The sequence below is a fragment of the Streptomyces sp. CG4 genome, assembly GCF_041080655.1.
GTDB lineage: Bacteria > Actinomycetota > Actinomycetes > Streptomycetales > Streptomycetaceae > Streptomyces.
Map to the genome: position 1 here is coordinate 6979916 of NZ_CP163525.1, position 15795 is coordinate 6995710.

The 15795-nt window shown below is 72.5% G+C and carries 17 protein-coding genes and 1 riboswitch; of the genes, 9 read left to right on the forward strand and 8 right to left on the reverse strand.

From position 1 onward, the window contains the following. Positions 1–101: 101 nt before the first annotated feature. From AB5L52_RS31875 to thiO, 3 genes are all read right to left on the reverse strand, one after another. A complete protein-coding gene (locus AB5L52_RS31875) occupies positions 102–896 on the reverse strand; it encodes a thiazole synthase (RefSeq protein ID WP_369367344.1) in 795 nt (264 codons plus the stop codon). Between the two features lie 3 nt (positions 897–899). After that, positions 900–1118, reverse strand: a complete 219-nt coding sequence (gene thiS, locus AB5L52_RS31880) for a sulfur carrier protein ThiS (protein WP_351018084.1) — start codon at positions 1116–1118, stop codon at positions 900–902. Continuing rightward, positions 1115–2284 carry a glycine oxidase ThiO gene (thiO, locus tag AB5L52_RS31885; RefSeq protein ID WP_351018081.1) on the reverse strand — a complete coding sequence of 390 codons (1170 nt, stop codon included), beginning with the start codon at positions 2282–2284 and terminating at the stop codon, positions 1115–1117. The genes thiS and thiO overlap by 4 nt, the downstream gene beginning before the upstream one ends. Then, positions 2282–2393, reverse strand: a riboswitch (TPP riboswitch). Its footprint overlaps the gene before it by 3 nt. 53 nt (positions 2394–2446) lie before the next feature. On the opposite strand from thiO, the gene AB5L52_RS31890 reads away from it, so the two are divergent. The 6 genes from AB5L52_RS31890 to AB5L52_RS31915 all read left to right on the forward strand — a co-directional run bounded on the left by AB5L52_RS31890 (position 2447) and on the right by AB5L52_RS31915 (position 7345). Then, positions 2447–2797, forward strand: a complete 351-nt coding sequence (locus tag AB5L52_RS31890; protein WP_351567752.1) for a hypothetical protein — start codon at positions 2447–2449, stop codon at positions 2795–2797. Positions 2798–2829: 32 nt separating this feature from the next. Beyond that, the gene (locus AB5L52_RS31895; RefSeq protein ID WP_351018077.1) at positions 2830–4065 is read left to right on the forward strand and encodes an FAD-dependent oxidoreductase; all 1236 of its coding nucleotides are present in this window, start codon (positions 2830–2832) and stop codon (positions 4063–4065) included. 133 nt (positions 4066–4198) lie between these two features. Continuing rightward, positions 4199–4564, forward strand: coding sequence for an Rv2175c family DNA-binding protein (locus tag AB5L52_RS31900; protein WP_023551406.1), 366 nt, complete (start codon positions 4199–4201; stop codon positions 4562–4564). 93 nt (positions 4565–4657) lie between these two features. Further along, positions 4658–5305, forward strand: a complete 648-nt coding sequence (gene thiE / locus AB5L52_RS31905) for a thiamine phosphate synthase (RefSeq protein WP_351018073.1) — start codon at positions 4658–4660, stop codon at positions 5303–5305. Positions 5306–5414: 109 nt separating this feature from the next. After that, positions 5415–6338, forward strand: coding sequence for a methylenetetrahydrofolate reductase [NAD(P)H] (metF, locus tag AB5L52_RS31910; protein WP_351018070.1), 924 nt, complete (start codon positions 5415–5417; stop codon positions 6336–6338). 56 nt (positions 6339–6394) lie between these two features. After that, a complete protein-coding gene (locus AB5L52_RS31915; RefSeq protein ID WP_351018067.1) occupies positions 6395–7345 on the forward strand; it encodes a hypothetical protein in 951 nt (316 codons plus the stop codon). Positions 7346–7380: 35 nt separating this feature from the next. Here the strand turns inward: AB5L52_RS31915 and AB5L52_RS31920 are convergent, their stop codons facing one another. The 5 genes from AB5L52_RS31920 to AB5L52_RS31940 all read right to left on the reverse strand — a co-directional run bounded on the left by AB5L52_RS31920 (position 7381) and on the right by AB5L52_RS31940 (position 13430). Beyond that, entirely contained in the window at positions 7381–8889 is a 1509-nt protein-coding gene (locus AB5L52_RS31920) for an NAD(P)/FAD-dependent oxidoreductase (protein WP_351018064.1), read from the reverse strand. Between the two features lie 47 nt (positions 8890–8936). Next, on the reverse strand, positions 8937–9539 hold the full coding sequence (locus tag AB5L52_RS31925; RefSeq protein ID WP_351018061.1) for a DUF4126 domain-containing protein: 603 nt from the start codon (positions 9537–9539) through the stop codon (positions 8937–8939). A gap of 363 nt (positions 9540–9902) precedes the next feature. Next, the gene (locus AB5L52_RS31930; RefSeq protein WP_351018058.1) at positions 9903–10532 is read right to left on the reverse strand and encodes a TetR/AcrR family transcriptional regulator; all 630 of its coding nucleotides are present in this window, start codon (positions 10530–10532) and stop codon (positions 9903–9905) included. 47 nt (positions 10533–10579) lie between these two features. Next, on the reverse strand, positions 10580–12664 hold the full coding sequence (locus AB5L52_RS31935; protein WP_351018055.1) for a YhgE/Pip domain-containing protein: 2085 nt from the start codon (positions 12662–12664) through the stop codon (positions 10580–10582). Beyond that, positions 12651–13430, reverse strand: coding sequence for an ATP-binding cassette domain-containing protein (locus AB5L52_RS31940; RefSeq protein ID WP_369367345.1), 780 nt, complete (start codon positions 13428–13430; stop codon positions 12651–12653). Before AB5L52_RS31940 ends, AB5L52_RS31935 begins: the two co-directional genes overlap by 14 nt. A 169-nt stretch (positions 13431–13599) precedes the next feature. Between AB5L52_RS31940 and AB5L52_RS31945 the strand changes: the two genes are divergently transcribed. The 3 genes from AB5L52_RS31945 to AB5L52_RS31955 all read left to right on the forward strand — a co-directional run bounded on the left by AB5L52_RS31945 (position 13600) and on the right by AB5L52_RS31955 (position 15785). After that, a complete protein-coding gene (locus AB5L52_RS31945; RefSeq protein WP_369367346.1) occupies positions 13600–14172 on the forward strand; it encodes an SAV_6107 family HEPN domain-containing protein in 573 nt (190 codons plus the stop codon). Positions 14173–14296: 124 nt separating this feature from the next. Continuing rightward, positions 14297–15124, forward strand: coding sequence for a methyltransferase (locus AB5L52_RS31950; RefSeq protein WP_351018047.1), 828 nt, complete (start codon positions 14297–14299; stop codon positions 15122–15124). A 277-nt stretch (positions 15125–15401) separates the two neighbouring features. Beyond that, positions 15402–15785, forward strand: coding sequence for a DUF3040 domain-containing protein (locus tag AB5L52_RS31955; protein ID WP_369367347.1), 384 nt, complete (start codon positions 15402–15404; stop codon positions 15783–15785). Positions 15786–15795 lie beyond the last annotated feature (10 nt).

Consider the following 15795-nt stretch of genomic DNA (forward strand, 5'->3'; position numbering starts at 1 on the left):
GCCGCCGATGGCGAGGACGTCCCACGGGAGAGTCCGGCCTTTCAGCCGACAGTCATGGGCGGTGCGTGGGTGGGAGAGTGGTGGGCTGCTGCGGCGCTGCGTCAGAACGCGGGTCGCTCGGGATCCAGCACGGCCAAGCCCTCCGCAGGAGACGACGCCTCGGCGAAGTGCCTGCGCGGAATCCGCCCGGCCAGCCGAGCCAACCGGCCCCCCTCCACCGCATGCCTCATGGCGGCAGCCATGCGTTCCGGCTCCTGTGCCCGCGTCACCGCCGAGGCAAGCATCACCCCGGCACACCCCAGCTCCATCGCCAGAGCGACGTCGGACGCCGTACCGGCCCCCGCGTCCAGAATCACCGGCACCCCCGCCCGCTCGACGATCAGCTGGAAATTGTGCGGGTTGCGAATCCCGAGCCCGGACCCGATCGGCGACCCGAGCGGCATCACCGCCGCACACCCGGCGTCCTCCAGCTTCCGCGCCAGCACCGGATCGTCATTGGTGTACGGCAGCACCGTGAACCCGTCGTCGACCAGCGTCTCCGCCGCCTCCAGCAGCTCCACCGGATCCGGCAGCAGCGTCCGCTCGTCGGCGATGACCTCCAGCTTGATCAGATCCGTACCGAGCGCCTCCCGCGCCAGCCGCGCGGTCAGCACGGCCTCGCCCGCGGTGAAACACCCCGCCGTGTTCGGCAGCACCCGGATGCCCAGCCGCTCCAGCACCGACAGCACCGATCCGTGCACGGACGGGTCCACCCGCCGCATCGCGACCGTCGTCAGCTCCGTACCGGAGGCGACCAGCGCCCGCTCCAGCACGTCCAGGCTGGGCGCACCGCCCGTACCCATGATCAGCCGCGAGGAGTACGCCGTACCCCCGAGGACGAAGGAATCGTCGGCCATGACTCAGCCCCCCTGGACCGCGGTGAGGATCTCCACGCGATCGCCCTCGCTCAGCGTCGTGCCCGCCCACTGCGCACGCGGCACGACGGTCTCGTTGACGGCCGCGGCCACCCCGGAGGGCGCGGCGACCAGGGACCGTACGACGGCGTCGAGCGAGGTGCCCGAGGAGACCTCCCGACGCTCGCCGTTGACGGAGATGGAAAACGTCACGGAGATGCTCATGCGGACTGCTCCAGGAGTACGGCGCCGAAGCGCTGCGGAGTGAACGGGCGTGCCTCGTCCGGCAGTTGACCACTCGCCAGCACCTCGGCCAGCACATCCCCGGTGACCGGCGTCAGCAGCACCCCGTTGCGGAAGTGCCCGGTGGCCAGCAGCAGCCCCGCCAGCCCGGTCGGGCCGAGCAGCGGCGCGTTGTCGGGGGAGCCGGGGCGCAGTCCGGCCCGGGTCTCGGTGAGCGGCAGCTCGGTGATGCCCGGCACCAGCTCATGGGCGTCGCGCAGCAGCTCGTACACGCCACCGGCGGTGACGGTCGTGTCCCAGCCCAGCTCCTCGCTGGTCGCGCCGACGACCAGTTCACCGTTCTCGCGGGGCACCAGATAGACCTGGCTGCCACGGACCACGGCCCGTACCGTACGGCTGAGGAACGGCGCGTGCCGGCGCGGCACCGTCAGCCGCAGCACCTGTCCCTTGACCGGCCGCACCGGCGGCAGCACGGCCTCCGGCACGCCCGTGAGCCGTCCGCTCAGGGAGCCGGCCGCGAGCACCACCTGCCCGGCGCGCAGCTCGGTACCGTCCCGCGTGCAGACCCCGGCGGCCCGGTCCCGTACGACGTCCAGCCGCTCGGCCCAGCAGCGGTGGAACGTGACGCCGGCCCGCTCGCACGCGGCCACCAGGGCCGTCGCCAGCCGCCGCGGGTCGATCTGATGGTCGCCGTCCACCCGCAGCCCGCCGCGCACCCCGGGCGCCAGCATCGGCTCCAGGCGGCGGCACTCCCGCCCGGACTGCCACTCCGACTCCAGGCCGCAGCGCCGCTGCAGCGCGTGCAGCTCGCGCAGATGGGCCCGGTCGTCGGCGTCGAGCGCGACCTGGAGGGTGCCACAGCGGCGATAGCCCAGGTCGTGGCCGGTCAGCTCGGTCAGCTCGGCCGCGAAGTCCGGGTAGCGGCGCGCCGATTCGAGATTGAGGGCGAGCAGGGTCTCCTCGCCGTAGTGCAGTTCGGTGACCGCGGCCAGCATCCCGGCCGCGACCCGCGCGGCCCCGCCACCGGGCTCGGGGTCCACGACGGCCGTGGTGAGCCCGCGCTGCGCCGCGCGCCAGGCCGTGACCAGGCCGATGATTCCGCCCCCGATGACGAGGACGTCGGACGTATCGGACGTACGTGACGACATGGGCGTCCAGCCCCTCCCTTCGCCGGCATGACCCGGATCAGGTTCGTACGGTCGGAGGCCGCCAGCCTCCCTCTCAGCCCGGTGCGTCCGGGCTCCCGCGAGTGCTTGTACGGTGGCCACCCTAGCCCGCCGTGCTCGTCACCCGTAAGGGAGCCCCTGCCCATGCCCCGGTCGCTCGACGGCCTGACCTTCGCCCCCGTGGCGGACCAGGCTCCAGGTCAGGTGGGTACCCGCACCCGCTTCGCGTACCACGAGAAGGACGGCGAGATCTGGGCCGAGTACGCGGGCGGCGATGTCGTACGCGGCCATCTGGTCGGCACCCGCGAGGGGGACCGGCTGGACTTCCGGTACGTCCAGCTGCGGACCGACGGGACGACCGCTTCCGGGCACTGCGTGTCCACGGTCGTCCAGCTGCCGGACGGGCGGGTGCGGCTGGAGGAGACCTGGGAGTGGGAGTCCCGGACGGGTGCCGGCACGAGCGTTGTGGAACAGGTCACCGAGCACGCCCGCTGACTGACGCGTTGTCACGTGTCTATGGTGATCGGGTGAGCGAGCAGACAGCGCAACGGGGCACGTCGGAGGGGCGACGCGTGGTCGTCGTCGGCGCGGGCATGGCCGGGGTGCAGACCGCGGTCGCCCTGCGGGAACAGGGTTTCAGGGGGCCGGTCACCGTGCTCGGCGCGGAGCCGCACCAGCCGTACGACCGGCCGCCGCTGTCGAAGGCCGTGCTGCTCGGCAAGGCCGAGGGCTCCGCCTTCGACGTGGACTTCGAGACGCTCGGCGTCGAACTGCGGCTCGGCTGCGAGGTGCTGGGCCTGCGCCCCGCCGCGCACGAACTGGACACCGAGACGGGCCCGGTGCCGTACGACGTCCTGGTCCTGGCCACCGGCGCCGAACCGGTCACCCTGCCCGGCACCGAGGGCGTGCCCGGCGTGCATCTGCTGCGCACCCTGGACGACGCCGAACGGCTGCGGCCGGTGCTGACCGAGCAGCACGACATCGTGGTCGTCGGGGCCGGCTGGATCGGTGCCGAGTTCGCCACGGCCGCCCGCGAGGCCGGCTGTGCGGTGACCGTCGTGGAGGCCGCCGACCGGCCGCTGGCCGGCGCCCTGCCCGCCGAGGTCGCGGCCCCCATGGCCGCCTGGTACGCCGACGCCGGCGCCGAACTGCGCACCCACGCGCGCGTGGATCACATCGAGCCCGGCGCGGTGATCCTCGCCGACGGCACCCGGCTGCCCGCGGACGCCGTCGTCGTCGGCATCGGCGCCCGCCCCGCCACCGCCTGGCTGGCCGGCTCCGGCATCGCGCTCGGCCCGCACGGTGACGTCCTCGCCGACGCCCACCTGCGCACCTCCGTCGAGGACGTCTACGCCGTCGGCGACTGCGCCTCCTTCCCCTCCGCCCGCTACGGCGAACGCCTGCTGGTCCACCACTGGGACAACGCCCTGCAGGGCCCGCGCACGGTCGCCGCGAACATCCTCGGCGAGACCCCCGCGGCCTACGACCCGGTGCCGTACTTCTGGTCCGAGCAGTTCGGCCGCTTCGTCCAGTACGCCGGTCACCACGCCGCGGCGGACCACATGGTCTGGCGCGGCGACCCGACGGGCCCGTCCTGGTCGGTGTGCTGGCTCCGCGAAGATCGCCTGGTGGCCCTACTGGCAGTGGGCCGCCCGCGTGATCTCGCCCAGGGCCGGCGGCTGATCGAAGCGGGCCGCGTGATGGACCGGGAGGCGATGTCCGACCCGGCCCGCCCCTTGAAGGACGCGACGGCAGCTGCCTAGGGGCGCGGGGCTGTATCGATATGCGGCTCCGCCGCGTGGGCGCGACCAGCCACGACGGCGCATCACCCGACGGACGACACCACCCGGCACCACTCATCGCGGCCACCCCGGCGGAGCGCCTACGCTAGGTCGCGTGACCGAGATTGACGCAAAGATCGATGCTCTCGTCCCCGCCTGGCTCACCCTCCCCGACATCGCAGAGATGCTCGACGTCGAGGTGACGCGTGTGCGGCAGCTGGTCAAGGAGGGCCAGCTCATCGCCGTACGCCGCGGTGAGAACCGCGCGCTGCACGTCCCCGCCGCCTTCATCGACGGGGACAAGGTCGTCAAGGGCCTGACCGGCACCCTGACGCTCCTGCGGGACGACGGCTTCACGGACGAAGAGATGCTCGAGTGGCTCTTCACCCCCGACCCGACCCTGCCCGGCACCCCCGCGCAGGCCCTGAGCGAGAATCGCGGCACGGAGGTGAAGCGCCGCGCCCAGGCGCTCGCCGTCTGAGCGACCCGTACCACGAGGGGTGGCGTGCGGGCCGTCGCTGCCCGTACGCCACCCGCCCAATCCGTCAGGGACACCGACCGGGGGGACCTACGTATGTCCGACACCGCACGCACCGCGCTCGCCGACGCGCATCTGTACCTGTGCACGGATGCGCGCACCCGTCAGGGTGACCTTCCCGAGTTCCTGGACGCGGTCCTGGCCGGCGGTGTCGACATCGTGCAGCTGCGCGACAAGGGCATGGAGGCCGCCGAGGAGCTGGCGCACCTGGAGGTCTTCGCGGACGCCTGCGCCCGGCACGGCAAGCTCCTCGCGGTGAACGACCGCGCGGACGTCGCCCACGCCGCCCGCGCCGACGTGCTGCACCTCGGCCAGGGCGATCTGCCGGTCCCCGCGGCCCGCGCCCTCCTCGGTGACGAGGTGCTGATCGGCCGCTCCACGCACGCCGAGTCCGAGGCCGCCGCGGCCGCCGTGCAGGACGGCGTGGACTACTTCTGCACCGGCCCCTGCTGGCCCACCCCCACCAAGCCCGGCCGGCACGCCCCGGGCCTCGACCTGGTCCGGTACACGGCCGGCCTCGGCACCGACCGCCCCTGGTTCGCGATCGGCGGCATCGACCTCGCCCGCCTCGACGAGGTGCTGGACGCGGGCGCCCGCCGGGTGGTCGTCGTCCGCGCGATCACCGAGGCCGACGACCCGGGAGCCGCCGCGGCCGAGTTCGCCAAGCGGCTGCGGCAGGCCTGACGGGAGGCCGGTCCGGCGAAGTGTCCAAGGAGTGGACAGTAAGTCGACAATCCGGGCAAATTATCGGCATCCGGTTGGGTGACCGCCCACCCGTGGCTAACCTGCCCGTATGGCCCTCGGAACCCCATCCACCAGGACTGATCGCGCACGCACCGTGCGCGACATCCTCGCCAGCGGCAAGACCACGTACTCGTTCGAGTTCTCGGCGCCGAAGACCCCCAAGGGCGAGCGGAACCTGTGGAGCGCGCTCCGGCGGGTCGAGGCGGTCGCGCCCGACTTCGTCTCCGTGACCTACGGCGCCGGCGGTTCCACCCGCGCCGGCACGGTCAAGGAGACCCAGCAGATCGTCGCCGACACCACGCTCACCCCGGTCGCCCACCTCACCGCGGTCGACCACTCCATCGCCGAACTGCGCAACATCATCGGCCAGTACGCGGACGCCGGGATCCGCAACATGCTCGCCGTGCGCGGCGACCCGCCCGGCGACCCCATGGGCGACTGGGTCCCGCACCCGCGGGGCCTCACTTACGCCGCCGAGCTCGTCCGGCTCATCAAGGAGTCGGGCGACTTCTGCGTGGGCGTCGCCGCGTTCCCCGAGATGCACCCCCGTTCCGCGGACTGGGACACCGACGTGTCCCACTTCGTGGACAAGTGCCGTGCGGGCGCCGACTACGCCATCACACAGATGTTCTTCCAGCCGGAGTCGTATCTCCGGCTGCGCGACCGCGTGGCCGCCGCCGGCTGCGGCACCCCGGTGATCCCCGAGGTGCTGCCTGTCACCAGCGTGAAGATGCTGGAACGGTTGCCCAAACTCAGCAATGCCGTCTTCCCGGACGCTCTGAAAGAGCGGATCCTCACAGCGAAGGACGATCCGGCGGCGGTACGCTCCATCGGTATCGAGTTCGCCACGGAGTTCTGCGCTCGGTTGCTCGCCGAGGGGGTGCCCGGACTGCACTTCATCACACTGAACAACTCCACGGCGACCCTGGAAATCTACGAGAACCTGGGCCTGCACCACCCCCCGCAGGCCTAGACCCGCCGCACCGCGATACGACACACTGCGTAGCGGTTACTGGGAGAGGGGCGTACATGGGCTGGACGGTCCTCTACATCGCGTTCGGCGTCGTCGCACTGTGGCTGCTCGGCGAGGTACTGCTGCAGTACAAGGCGCGCCTGCGCTGGCGGCTGCTCGCGTTCGCCGGCTTCCTCGGGGTCGTGGTCGGCGTGCTGATGCCGTCCGTGATCGTGATCGGCGTCGGCGCCATCGCCTTCGCCATCGGTCAGACCTACGTCACCCTGTCGTTCCGTCGCGGCTTCGCCGCCGGCTGGGCGGTCAAGCGCCCCGACGCCGAGACCGGCGGCGGCAGCAAGCGCCGCCGCGGCAAGGTGGACCGGCACGACCCGGAGCCGGCCGCCACCGCCGGCCCGGAGCACGAGGGCACCGCCGCCGACCGGGACGCCGACCAGGCTGTCTACGGCCAGGCGCAGGGTGACTACGACGACTACGACCGCGACGACGTCTTCACCCCGGCTCGCGCCGGCGGCCCCACCGCCGCCGAGACCACCGCCGTCTACGAACCGCAGCCCATGCCCGAGGACACCGGCTCCTACGGCGTCTACGGCGACACCGCCGCCCACGCGGCCGCCGCCCAGCAGCAGGGCACCGGCCAGCAGGCCTACGCCTACGACTACTCGGGCTACGGCCAGCAGGGCTACGGCTACGACGCCACGGGCCAGCAGGCCTACGCCAACTACTCCGACCCCTACATCGGCAACCAGACCTACGGCGGCGCCCCGTACGACCCCGGCTACGCCGGGCAGTACGGCCAGCAGGGCTACGCCCAGGACCCGTACGCCGGTGGTGGCTACGGCCAGACCCCGGCGGGCGGGGTGTGGGTGCCGCAGCAGCGCACCGACGAGACCTACGGCGGCGAACTCCCGCAGGAGCAGCCCTACCCGTACCAGGGCCAGGAGCAGGGCCACGGCCATGCGCAGCAGCCGCAGCCCGGCGCCGGATTCGACGAGCAGTACCGCTTCTGACCTGAGCAGTACCGTTTCTCAAGCCTCGGTCCGGCTCACTGGGAGCCGCGGAACTGCGAGCCCTCCACGATCAGCCCCGCCACCAGCGCACCCGACATGCCCGCGTGCGGCAGGCCGCCGCCGGGGTGGGACCAGCCGCCGACCCGGTACAGACCGGGGAGCCGCGTGGTGTTCGCCGGGTGCAGGAAACGGCCGTGCCCGGCGGCGAGCGCGGGGGCCGGCACGGCGCCGAGGAACGCACTCGTCTCCTCGTCGGTGTCGTCGGGTGTGCGCGCCTCCTGCCACAGGACGCGGTCCCGCAGGCCCGGTATCGCGGCCTGGGCGGCGTCGAGGAGATCGTCCGTGTACCGCCGGACGGTGCCTTCCTCTTCCCAGTCGGCGGCGCTCGGCACCGCCGCGGACAGCACCACGGACTCGTGCCCGTCGTCCGGTCTGAGCGCGGGGTCGTCGGGGCGCAGCACGGTCACCGTGGGCGGCGGCTGGTCTCCTTCCGCCGAGTCCAGGAAGTCCAGCTCGGACTCCGGGTCCGGCGCGTGCACGACCGTACGATGCGTGGCACCGGCCTCGCGCCCGCCGCGCAGGGCCAGCAGCAGGGCGAACCGCCCCGGACCCGTAGGGAACGGACTGGGCTGGACATCCCCGTCCTTGTCCAGCTTGCGGTCCGTCATCAGCCTCAACCGCGCCGGATCCACGTCCGCCACGACATGGTCCGCCTCGGCCACCGTGCCGTCCCTCAACTCCACGCCCGCGGCCCGGCCGTCCTTGTCCAGGATGCGCATGACCTCCGCGTCGAAGACGAACTCGACCCGCCGCTGCAGACACCGCTCGTACACCGCGCGCGCCAACTCCCGGATGCCGCCGCGCACATACCAGGTGCCGAAGGCGTGCTCCATGTACGGCAGCACGGCCGCGCTCGCCGGGGCGGTCCGCGGATCGAGGCCGTAGGCGAGTGCGGAACTCGCCAGCAGGGCCGCGAGGCGCTCGTCGCGCAGTTCCCAGGAGCCGATCTCGGACAGGGTGCGCGCCTGCCGGGTGCGCAGCAGGCGCCGCTGCGGGACGCCCGGATACGGCTCCTTCTCCGCCAGCACCCGCCAGTTGGGCCACAGCGGCTCCTCCAGCAGCGGCCTGCGGGTGCGGTCCCAGGCCTCCCGGGCCCGCAGCAGGAACTCGCCCCAGCGCTCGCCCGCGCCCGCACCCAGCGCCTCGTCCAGAGCCGTGACGACGCCCGCGCGCGAGGCGTTCGGCAGTGACACCTCGGAGCCGTCCGCGAAGACGTGCCGCGCGGACGGGTCGACCTGGACCAGGTCGACGCAGTCCTCCAGCGGCTCCTTGCCGGTCTTGACGAACAGATCGCGGTACACCGCGGGCAGCGTCAGCAGCCCCGGGCCGGTGTCGAAGGCGAACCCGTCCCGCTCGAAGCGGCGCACCCCGCCGCCGTATGTGTCCGTACGCTCGTACACCACCACCCGGTGGCCCGCGACGGCCAGCCGGGCAGCGGCCGCCATCGCGCCCATCCCGGCGCCGATCACCGCAATCCGTGCCATGCCTGCGACTTTATCGACCGCCACTGACAATCCGGCCCGCGGGCGGGTCAGGGCGACCGCGAGGCCAGCCTGCGCTCCTCGCGGCGCTGCGCCCGCCGCCGCAGGAAGCGCCGGATGCGCGCGACGAGGAACACCAGCGCCAGCAGACCGCCGGCCAGCAGCACGGCCGCGATGACCGCCGCCACCTCCGGATGGAACATCGCGATCGAGACGACGCCGCCCACCCCGAGATCCTCGGCGGTGCTCAGCACGAAATTGCTGAACGGCTCCGGCGAGGTGTTGACGGCCATCCGCGTCCCGGCCTTCACCGTATGGCTGGCCAGCGCCGTCGAGCCGCCGATCAGACCGGCCGCCACGTCCGGCAGCGAACCGCTGTGCCCGGCGAGCAGCGCGCCCACCCAGGCTCCCGCGAGCGGCCGGATCACCGTGTGCACGGAGTCCCACACCGAGTCGACGTACGGGATCTTGTCGGCGACCGCCTCGCACAGGAACAGCACCCCGGCGACGATCAGCACCTCGGGGCGCTGCAGCGTCTGCGGGACGTCGTCGCTCACGCCCGTCGCGCCGAACAGGCCGAGCAGCAGCACCACCGCGTAGGCGTTGATGCCGCTGGCCCAGCCGCTGGTGAAGACCAAGGGGAGTACGGACACGGCCGCGATCGTAGTCAGCCGGCGGTCCGCAGGTGTGGGCACGCGCGCGTACGGCTGAGTATCCGTACTTAGGTGACGAGATGAGTACCTGCGCGGATGGGCCGCGAGCGGCGGGAACGGGAGAGTGGAGGCACGGCAAGGGGCACGGCCCGGCACCGCCGGCACGGGGCGGCGGAACGGCGCCCGTCACCGAGCCGCTCCTTCCGCCGATCCGTCGGCGGAAGCGAGTCGGGGGACCCGCGGGGACGACCACCCGCGGGGGACCATCGGGGGAGGACCGTACGGGGAGTACGGGGGAACAAGGGGAACGGGAAGGCGCCGGTCCGGCAAGGGACCGGCGCCTTTCCCCTGCCCGCAGGGTGCTCAGTCCCTGCCGCTGACCCGGCCCTGCAGCAGCCGGGACAGGGCCGCGTGGACGTCGTCCAGGGAGCGCTCCGGCTGGAAGGCCTTCCAGTCCAGGGCGGCCACCAGCACCATGCCGACCAGCGCGGCCGCCGTCAGCTGCACATCGATCTCGTCGCTGAACTCGCCGGCCGCCACGCCCTCGCGCAGCACCCCCTCGACCACCGCGACGGCCTCCTGCCGGACCACCATCAGCGTGGACTGCCAGGCCCGGTTGGTGCGCCACAGCTCGGCCACGTACAGCTGGGTGAAGGCCGGGTAGCGGTCGATGAAGACCAGGCCCGCGCGGACCATCGCGTCCAGCGCGTCCACCTTGCTGCCGCCCGCGCGCGCGGTCTGCTCCGCCGCCTCCCGCAGCGAGGCGGTGAGCAGACCGACGCCGTGCCGCAGCAACTCCTCGAAGAGGACCGACTTGCTCGCGAAGTTGTAGTAGACCGTGCCCTTCGCGACTCCTGCCCGCTCGGCGATCTCGTCCACCGTGGTCGCGGAGAAGCCCTGCTCGGCGATGAGCGTGACGGCCGCCTCGTAGAGCTTCTGCCGGGTGGCCTCACGGCGCGTGCCGCCCCCGGACCTGGCGCTGCTGCTTTCCATGGCCCCGATTCTCACAGGTACGCGCGTGTGCGGCGGACGGCCGGGGGTCACAGGCTCAGCTCGGGGTGCAGCCGGTCCAGCGTCCACACCTGGCGGCGCCGCGCGGCGAGGGCGGTCAGGGCGAGCGCCCCCGCGGTGAACGCGACGAGCACGGCGCACGCCTGCCAGACCGGGCCGAGCCCGCCGCCGGTGATCAGCCGGCGCAGCGCCGCCACGATGTAGCTCATCGGCAGGAACGGGTGGACCGCGTTGAAGAAGCCCGGACTGGTCTGCACCGGGTACGTGCCGCCCGCCGAGGTCAGCTGGAGCATGAGCAGCGCGAGCACCAGGATCCGGCCCGCCGCGCCGAAGCGGGCGTTCAGCCACTGCACGATCGCCGCGAAGCAGGCCGTGACCAGGCACAGGAAGCCGATCGTGCCGGCCGCGTGCAGCATCTGCAGACCGATCACCCAGTGCAGTACGGCCATCAGGGCGCCGACCTGGAGCACCCCCACCGCGACCACCGGCAGCCAGCCCGCGAGCGCGATCCGCCAGCCCGGCGAACCGGCCGCCAGGGCACGCCGGTTGAGCGGCGCGATCAGCATGTAGGCGACCATCGCGCCCACCCACAGGGACAGCGGGATGAAGTACGGGGCGAAGCCGGTGCCGTAGTTCGGCGCCTTGTGCAGGTCGTGCGAGGCCAGCTGGACCGGGTCGGCCATCACGTCGGTGCGCTGGTCGCGGTCCTTCTTGTCGTAGTCCGGGATCTTTCCGGCGCCGTCGTGCAGTCCGCCGGCGAGCTTGCCGGAGCCGTCGGACAGCTTGTACAGGCCGCCGTTCAGGGTGTCGGCGCCCGACGCGGCCGTGCCGATGCCCTTGTCCAGCGCGCTGGCGCCGGTCTGGGCGGTGCCGAGCCCGGCGTGCAGCTTCTTGGCGCCGGCGGCGACCTCCTGGGCACCGGTGTTCAGCTTGTTGATCTTCTTGACCGCGTCGTCGACGTCCTCGTACAGATGCGGCGCGCGGTCCTCCAGGGCCGCGGCCTGCTTCTGGAGGGTGCCGAGGTTGTCCCGCATCGTCTTCAGGTCGCCGTTCTGGTCGGCGATCAGCGTGTTGAGGTCGTCGGCCACGCCGGCCACCTCCTCGGTGGCCGTCCTGGCCCGCTTGAAGTCGGCGCAGTTCGGGTCGGGGATCGGGGCGGTCTCGCAGCGTGCCTTGTAGAACTCGTCCATGATGGCGGCGTTGGCATGGGCGAGCTTCGCGGCGTCCGGGGCGCGCTTCACCAGGACGTCGAGATTGTCCTCGACGGTCTTGGCCGAGTCGCCGACCAGCCGGGCGGTGTCCCCGATGGTCTTCTCGTTGTCCTTCAGGAACGGACCGGCCTTGTCGTAGACGCCGTTGACCTTGTCGGCGAGCTCCTGGGTGCCGTCGGCCACCTGCCGGGAGCCGACCTGAAGGTCACCGGCGCCCGAGTTCAGCTTCTTGACGCCCTTGGCCAGCTCGCCGCTGCCGCTCCGGGCGTCCTTCAGTCCGTCGGCGAGGTCCTTCGAGCCCTTCTCCGCCTTCCCGATACCGGTGTTCAGCCTGTCGGCGCCCTGCGCGGCCGTGACGGTCTTGTCGTGGATGTCGGAGAAGGAGACGAAAATCTTGTCGAGGAAGGTGCGGGAGGCCTTGGTGGAGGCGGCCGAGCGGACCTCGTTGAAGACCGTGCGGGAGATCTGGCCGACGATGTAGTTGTTCGCGTCGTTGGTGCGCACCTGAAGGGCACCCGTCTCCGGGGCAGCGCCGGAGCTGGAGGCGATACGCCGGCTGAAATCGGCAGGCATCGTCAGCGACAGGTAGTAGGTGCCGTCCTCGACGCCCTTGCGGGCCTCCTCGTCGCTCACCTCGTGCCAGGCGAAGGTCCGGCTGTCGCGCAGCCCGCCGACGATGTCGTCACCGGCGGTGATCTTCTTGCCGGCCGCCGTGGCGCCCTTGTCGTCGTTCACCAGCGCCACCGGGATGCGGTCCAGCCGGCCGTACGGGTCCCAGAACGACCACAGGTACAGGGCGCCGTAGAGGAGCGGCAGCACGAGCAGCGCGACCAGGGCGGCGCGCGGCAGCTTCCCGCGCCCGAAGCGCCTCAGTTCGAGTGCGGCCAGCCTAGGCGAGCGCATCGACGTCCTCCTTCGGGTCGCTGTTCTCGACGCTCTTGTCGTCCGTGTCGTCCATGTCGTGCTCGTCCTCGCTCTTGTCGTGCTCCTCGGTGGAGACGATCACGCAATCGCCGGGGGCGGTGCGGCAGACGACCGCGACCGTCGTCCCCGCGCGCGTGAGTGAGCGCAGCAGGTCCCACAGTTCGGCGCGCTCGATGTCCGAGAGCTTCAGGTCGATGTCGTCGACGCCGATCAGTCCGGGCCGGCCGAGCAGGGCCAGGGCGAGGGACAGACGCAGTTCCTGCGGCCGCTGCAGGTCGCGTACGGCCGTGCGGGAGCCCTTGGGCAGCGTTTCGAGGTTCAGTCCTGCCGCGGCCAGGGCCGCGTCGACGCGCAGCCGCGCCTCGTGCAGGCGCTGGGCGCGGGGGCGCAGCAGGTCGCGCAGGGAGTCGCCGAAGCGGCTCTGCAGCAGGGCGCGTTCGCGCAGGTGCTCGCCGACGGTCAGAGCCGGCTCCAGGTCGGTCACCCCGGCCACGTTGGCCACCGCGCTGACCCGGCGCAGCCGGGCCATGTGCCGGGGGAGCCGGAAGCCGCCGACGGCGGCGGTTCCCTCGGTGGGCTTCATCCGCCCGGTGAGCGCGAGCAGCAGACAGGTACGGCCGGAGCCGGACGGTCCCTCGATCGCGATGAGTGAGCCGGGCTCCGCATCGAGGGTGATGCCCCGGAAGGCCCACCCCCGTGGTCCCTTGAGCCCGAGGCCCTCGGCCTTGACGTCCACGCCGTCCACAAGCCCCCCTGTCGCTGCGACAGTATTTTTGAACTGACTGGTCAGTGCAAAAATACGCCCGAACCTTCGATCGAAGCAAAACCCCAGGTCAGAACGGATTGTCAGTGGCATATCGCACGATGGGCACATACGGCACCCGTGCCGTCACCCAGACGACAGGAGGTTCGTCATGGCCAACCCGTCCGCAGCCGCCGCCCGCCGGCGCCGCGCCACCGGCCCTGCCCCCTCACTGACCGGCCCGGCGAGCGATGTGCACCCCGTGCTCCGCCGGGCCACGGCCCCGCCCGCCGCCCTCGACCTGCTCGCCCAGGCCCGCGCCGGACTGGAGGAGGCCGCCGTCCTGGACACGCCGAACGAACGCTATGCGACGGCCCACCTCGCCGCGCTGCGCACCGCCGCCGCGGTGCTCGCCGCCCTGGGCCGCCCCGAGACCTCCCCACGCCGCCGCGCCCGGATCCGCAGCGCCTGGGAAGTGCTGCCCGAGATCGCCCCCGAACTGACCGAGTGGAGCGCCCTGTTCGCCTCCGGTGCCGCCCGCCGCGCCCGCGCCGAGGCCGGCATCCAGGGCGCGGCGAGTCGACGGGACGCCGACGACCTGATACGGGACGTGGCGATGTTCCTGCGCATCGTCGAGCGGATGCTCGTCCTCCAGCCCGTCCTGCCCCAGCCTCGCAGGGACGCGACGGAGACCGGGGAGGTGACCGGACCGAGCGCGCGCGGTGACCTTCCGGACGCGGGCTGACCACCGAGAAGTCCGCCGGACGAGACGCACCGCGGCCCACCCGGCCGCGGTGACCGGTGGGACGCCGGAGGCAATAGGCTGGAGTCGCCTGAAGCCATTCAGCTCTGCCGAGGAGTCAACTGCCGTGTCGGACCCGATGCGCCCGCCCGTCTCCCACCACCACCCTCAGTGGGCGTCGCTGCGCTCCGACACCCCTGGATCCCGCGCCTCCCTGCGTACGGCCGTGGTCTGGGAGGTCCTCCAGGACGCTCTCGACCGCCGGGTCAAGGCCACGGGACGGGACGCACTCGACGTCCTCGACGCCGGAGGCGGCAGCGGCAAGTTCGCCGTGCCCCTCGCCCGGCTCGGCCACCGCGTCACCGTGGTCGACCCCAGCCCCAACGCACTGTTCGCGCTGGAGCGCCGGGCCGCCGAGGCCGGTGTCGCCGAGCGGGTGCGGGGCGTCCAGGGCGACGCGCACGGCCTGTTCGACGTGGTCGAGCGCGGGGGCTACGACGCCGTGCTGTGCCATGGCGTCCTGGAGTACGTCGACGACCCGGCCGAGGGCGTCCGCAACGCCGTCGCCGCGCTGCGCTCCGAGGGCGTCCTCAGCCTGCTCGCGGCCGGCCTCGGCGGGGCGGTGCTCGCCCGCGCCCTCGCCGGTCACTTCACGGAGGCCCGGCAGGCGCTGCAGGACCCCGAGGGCCGCTGGGGCGCCGGCGACCCGGTGCCGCGCCGGTTCACCGCCGAGCAGCTCACCGCGCTGGTCGAGGGCGCGGGCCTCAGGGTCGGCGCCGTGCACGGCGTGCGGGTCTTCGCCGACCTGGTGCCCGGCGTCCTCGTGGACACCGAGCCCGGCGCTCTCGACGCGCTCCTGAAGCTGGAGGCGGCCGCGGCCGAACTGCCCGCCTTCCACTCCGTCGCCACCCAGCTGCATGTGCTCGGAGAGACGCGGGGTGCCGCCGAGGCCTGAACGCACCACCGGGACCCGTCCCTGATCAGGGCCTTGGCAGCGGATGGAGTACGCCACAAGACCTCCGATCGAGGGGTTTGCGCCGTATGATCGAGCTACACCACCCGGCATGACGGGTCGGCCGCAGGGGAATGGAAGCCTCAGCGAGCCGGTTCGGTCATGGCGGGTTCCGGTTGGCCAATTGGCGTAGAGGGGCGGGTTTCACGGGGGCGATTCCCTGCCTATCCTGAAGGGACCCCCCGGGTCGCCCCGGCGACTGCACGATGAGGAGGACTCCGTGCCGCTCTCGGAGCACGAGCAGCGCATGCTCGAGCAGATGGAGCGAGCGCTGTACGCCGAAGATCCCAAGTTCGCGTCAGCGCTTGAGGGAAGCGGACTGCGTACGTACACCCGGCGGCGGGTCTACCAGGCGGTCGCAGGTTTTCTCGTGGGTATCGCGCTCCTCATGGCCGGAATGGTCGCGCAGCTGATCTGGGTCAGCGTGGTGGGTTTCCTCGTCATGCTGGGCTGTGCCGTACTCGCCGTCACCGGCTGGCGCAGGGGCCCGAAGCCGGGTGAGCAGCCCGCGGGCGCAGTCCGCCGCCAGGCGCGGCCGAAACGCTCCATGATGGACCGGATCGAGGAGCGCTGGCAGCGCCGCCGAGACGAACAGGGCCGCTAGCCGTCCGGCG

What these genes read in the sequence shown, in the direction of transcription:
- AB5L52_RS31945 (WP_369367346.1), top strand. Translation starts at nt 13,600, where the DNA reads ATGGCCAACCCGTCCGCAGCCGCCGCCCGCCGGCGCCGCGCCACCGGC.
- AB5L52_RS31915 (WP_351018067.1), top strand. Translation starts at nt 6,395, where the DNA reads ATGGGCTGGACGGTCCTCTACATCGCGTTCGGCGTCGTCGCACTGTGG.
- AB5L52_RS31930 (WP_351018058.1), bottom strand. Translation starts at nt 10,532, where the DNA reads ATGGAAAGCAGCAGCGCCAGGTCCGGGGGCGGCACGCGCCGTGAGGCC.
- thiS (WP_351018084.1), bottom strand. Translation starts at nt 1,118, where the DNA reads ATGAGCATCTCCGTGACGTTTTCCATCTCCGTCAACGGCGAGCGTCGG.
- thiO (WP_351018081.1), bottom strand. Translation starts at nt 2,284, where the DNA reads ATGTCGTCACGTACGTCCGATACGTCCGACGTCCTCGTCATCGGGGGC.
- metF (WP_351018070.1), top strand. Translation starts at nt 5,415, where the DNA reads ATGGCCCTCGGAACCCCATCCACCAGGACTGATCGCGCACGCACCGTG.
- AB5L52_RS31890 (WP_351567752.1), top strand. Translation starts at nt 2,447, where the DNA reads ATGCCCCGGTCGCTCGACGGCCTGACCTTCGCCCCCGTGGCGGACCAG.
- thiE (WP_351018073.1), top strand. Translation starts at nt 4,658, where the DNA reads ATGTCCGACACCGCACGCACCGCGCTCGCCGACGCGCATCTGTACCTG.
- AB5L52_RS31920 (WP_351018064.1), bottom strand. Translation starts at nt 8,889, where the DNA reads ATGGCACGGATTGCGGTGATCGGCGCCGGGATGGGCGCGATGGCGGCC.
- AB5L52_RS31935 (WP_351018055.1), bottom strand. Translation starts at nt 12,664, where the DNA reads ATGCGCTCGCCTAGGCTGGCCGCACTCGAACTGAGGCGCTTCGGGCGC.
- AB5L52_RS31875 (WP_369367344.1), bottom strand. Translation starts at nt 896, where the DNA reads ATGGCCGACGATTCCTTCGTCCTCGGGGGTACGGCGTACTCCTCGCGG.